Origin of the sequence: Streptomyces sp. NPDC001941 (genome assembly GCF_040296945.1) — a bacterium.
In the GTDB taxonomy this organism is placed as follows: Bacteria; Actinomycetota; Actinomycetes; order Streptomycetales; family Streptomycetaceae; genus Streptomyces.
The window spans coordinates 1-3,366 of sequence record NZ_JBEOYE010000219.1; the positions used below are offsets into that span (position 1 = coordinate 1).

The window sequence follows — 3,366 nt, forward strand, 5'->3', positions numbered from 1 at the left end:
CGTCGGCGCGGTCGTCGAGGTCATCGGCGGCACCGGCCTGGTCGTCCCGCCGCGCCCCCGCGTCCGGCCGGGCACCGCCCGTCGCGGCCTCCCGCTCGACCGAGGCCAGGACCGCGGGCCACAGCCCCGGCGGCGGCTCCGCGCCCGCCCGGCGCAGGCCCTCCGCCATCCGGTCCCGGCACGGGCCGCACCGCTCCAGGTGCCGCAGGCAGCGCGCGTCGGGGACCACCCGGCCCGTCGCCAGGTCCACGAGGTCCGACCGACCGAGGTGTTCCGTCACGTACCGGCTTCCGGCGCCGGGGGCCGTCCGGATGCGCGAGCACCCGCGCGGGTGGCCCGTCCGGACGCGCGGCCACCCGCGCGGGTGGCCGTCGCGCACAACGACGCAGAAACGCTGCATGTTGGCGACGGGGCCCCTCGCTCGGGACGCTCGGTGAGCACTCCACAGCAGAGGGGATGATTCCGATGCCCGCCCCCACCGTCCCGGACGGAGCCCCGGGCAACCCGCCCGGCCGCGGCGCGACCGGCGACGACGCGTTCGGGACGCGGCTGCGCGACGGCGACCTGGACGCCTTCGCCGCCGTCTACCGGGACACCGCCGGCCTCGTCCACGGACTGGCCCTGCGGACCCTGGGCGACCGCCAGGAGGCCGAGGACGTCGCCCAGACCGTCTACCTCGCCGTCTGGCGCGGGCGCGCCGGCTACCGGCCCGAGCGCGGACCCGTACAGGCCTGGGTCGTCGGCATCACCCGCAAGAAGATCGCCGACGCGCTCACCGCCCGTACCCAGCGGGCCAGGGCGGTCAAGGCCGCCACCGAACACTTCGACCCCTCCGCGCAGCCCTCGGCCGCCTCCGGCACCGCCGACCGGCTGCTGCTCGCGCAGTGCCTGGACGACCTGCCGTACCAGCAGAGCAGCCTGCTGCGGCTGGCCTTCTACCAGGACCTCACGCACACCCAGATCGCCGGCCTCACCGGGCTGCCGCTGGGCACGGTCAAGAGCCACATCCGCCGCGGCCTCAAGGCCCTGGCACGGCACCTCTCACCTCCGGCCGTGCTCGTACGGACCTGAGCCGTGCTCGTACGGACCTGGGTCGTGCTGCACCGATATACCGATATGCCGACATGAAGAGGCCCGGTGGGGGCGCCTTTCGGGCTGCCCACCGGGCTCGTCGTCGGACGACGCGCGTTCAGTACCTCGCGTCCGGCTCGGGCTCCGGGTCCGCGCGGTAGGCGCGGGCGAACCACGAGCGGCGGCGCTTCGGCGGGTGCACGGCGCGGCCCAGGCGCCGGCCGAGCAGCAGGTAACCCAGCAGCGCACCGGCCGTGTTGAGGATGACGTCGTCGATGTCGAAGGCCCGGCCCGTGATCATGGTGCCCTGCACCAGCTCGACGAGGAACATCACCACCGCGCTCAGCAGCGGTACGCGGATCAGCCCCCGGGTCTTCGGCGCGAGCACCGGCAGCAGCACGCCGAACGGCACGCCGAGCAGCAGGTTGCCGCCGACCTGGCGCACGGTGTCGCGGAAGCCGGGCTGGTTGAAGTAGAGCCGCAGGGACTCGCCGGGGTGGACGTTGTTGTGGGTCAGCGACTCGGAGGCGGGCGAGGGCACGAGCGTGATGCGGGCCAGCACCCACGCGAACCCCACCATCGCGGCGAACCCGAGCAGCACCGCGAGGAAGCGCAGCGGCCCCGCGAGGAACGACCGTCGGCCTCCGGCCCGTTCGCGCGGTTCGCGCCGGCTCCGGGCGGGGCGTTCGCGCCCGGCGCGGGGCGGCCTGTCCTCGCTCCCGCCGCGGAAGAACCCGCCCCGCCGCGCGGGCTTCGCCGGGTCCTCGGCCTTGCCCGCCCTGGACCGAGGGGGCCGGGGTTCGGCGCTCGCGTCCTTCGACGCGCTCCGGGTGCCCCCCAACGACCCGAGCGGGCCCAGCCGTTCGCGCCACGTGGGTCCGGAGCGGTCGCGCTCGGGCGCGCGTGCGGCCTGTTCCCTGCCGCTGATCCTCGTGCGCGTGCGGGTCATGAAGCTCTCCTTCCGTCCCGGACCGACATCGGGCGTGCGGCCCCGGGGACGGCCGCCTCCCGCGCTTACCCCCAAGACGCCGGGGGATGTACGGGGGGCGGGCGCGGCGAACGCGCGTGGAGTTGGGCCCTGTGCGCCGGGCCCGCCCCGCTCGTCGCGTCCGTAAGAGCCGTTGTCCGTACGAGCCGTTCGCCGGCCCGCCGTTGATCGGGTGCGTCGTTTATCGGGTGCGCCGCGCGGGCCTTGCGCCTACGATCGCGCGCATGCTGCTACGCCGTATCTTCCGCACGCTCGTGGTCATGGCCGTTGCCGTGACCGGCACGCTCGCCGCAGGCCCGGCCTGGGCCGAACAGGGCGGCTCCGGACGCCAGTTGCTGGACTTCAACCACGCCTACAGCGTCTTCGACCGCGAGACCGCCGACGCCATCGAACACTCCGCCTACCTCAGGGAGTTCGCCAACTTCCAGGTCCGCACCACCACCGGATCCGGCGGCGAGACCTGGACCGGCCGCTACCTGATGGGCCGTGAGACCTACCTGGAGCTCTTCGGCGTGGGCGACGTGCCCGGCCAGGACGGGCTGCTCGGCGCGGGCGGCATGGGCCTGTCCACCGAGCGCGCCGGGGACATCGCGGCCGTCGCCGCACGGCTGCCCGCCGAGGGCGTGCCCAGCCCGGTGAAGTTCCGCCAGACCCGCGACTTCGGCGACGGCGTCCCGGTGCCCTGGTTCGACGCGGTGTTCACCACCACCGAGTACGACGGCTTCGGCGCCTGGGCCATGGAGTACCTGCCCGAGTACTTCGCCGACCCGCGCAGCAACACCGAGCCCGAGAACTACCCCGGCGACGTGGGCCGTGAGCGCTACCTCAACGACGACTACCGCAAGCACCTGATGCGCGACGTCACCTCGGTCCGCCTCGGCGTCACCGCCCGCGACCTGGCCGCCACCGTGCCGCTGCTGAAGGCCGGCGGGTACACCGTGCACACCTTCGCCGGCGGCGCGGTCGCCACCGGCGGCGGCACCACCCTGCGCTTCGACGCCGTGCCGCGCGAGCGCACGGGCATCCGGCAGGTCGAGATGTCCCTCAACCGCTCGGTGCCGAAGCGCCACGTCGAGACGCTCGGCCACTCGACCCTGACCGTGGGCCCGGCCGCCCGCGCCGTGTGGAACTTCGACGCCCCGAAGCAGTCCACGAAGTAGTCCCCGAAGCAGGCCCTTCGGCGATCCGCGGAGTGGTCCGCGACGGACGGGCCGGGGAGGCGCGTCCTCGGTGTGCAGCAGGGCGAGGATCTCGCACTCCAGTGCCCCGTTCGCCCTCCGACCACGACCCCGACCCCGGCCCCCGTC

4 protein-coding genes are annotated in these 3,366 nt (G+C 74.7%); 2 read left to right on the forward strand and 2 right to left on the reverse strand.

The features are described 5' to 3' along the window. On the reverse strand, positions 1 to 280 hold a 280-nt coding region (locus ABT160_RS46595; RefSeq protein ID WP_351656395.1), incomplete at its 3' end, for a hypothetical protein. Between the two features lie 185 nt (positions 281 to 465). Here ABT160_RS46595 and ABT160_RS46600 point away from each other — a divergent pair. Then, the gene (locus ABT160_RS46600; protein WP_351656398.1) at positions 466 to 1,071 is read left to right on the forward strand and encodes an RNA polymerase sigma factor; all 606 of its coding nucleotides are present in this window, start codon (positions 466 to 468) and stop codon (positions 1,069 to 1,071) included. Between the two features lie 118 nt (positions 1,072 to 1,189). Here ABT160_RS46600 and ABT160_RS46605 read toward each other — a convergent pair whose 3' ends face one another. Next, positions 1,190 to 2,020, reverse strand: coding sequence for a VanZ family protein (locus ABT160_RS46605; RefSeq protein ID WP_502984430.1), 831 nt, complete (start codon positions 2,018 to 2,020; stop codon positions 1,190 to 1,192). A 263-nt stretch (positions 2,021 to 2,283) separates the two neighbouring features. Between ABT160_RS46605 and ABT160_RS46610 the strand changes: the two genes are divergently transcribed. Continuing rightward, on the forward strand, positions 2,284 to 3,219 hold the full coding sequence (locus ABT160_RS46610) for a DUF5829 family protein (protein ID WP_351656401.1): 936 nt from the start codon (positions 2,284 to 2,286) through the stop codon (positions 3,217 to 3,219). Positions 3,220 to 3,366: the final 147 nt, after the last annotated feature.

What these genes read in the sequence shown, in the direction of transcription:
- ABT160_RS46605 (WP_502984430.1), bottom strand. Translation starts at nt 2,020, where the DNA reads ATGACCCGCACGCGCACGAGGATCAGCGGCAGGGAACAGGCCGCACGC.
- ABT160_RS46610 (WP_351656401.1), top strand. Translation starts at nt 2,284, where the DNA reads ATGCTGCTACGCCGTATCTTCCGCACGCTCGTGGTCATGGCCGTTGCC.
- ABT160_RS46600 (WP_351656398.1), top strand. Translation starts at nt 466, where the DNA reads ATGCCCGCCCCCACCGTCCCGGACGGAGCCCCGGGCAACCCGCCCGGC.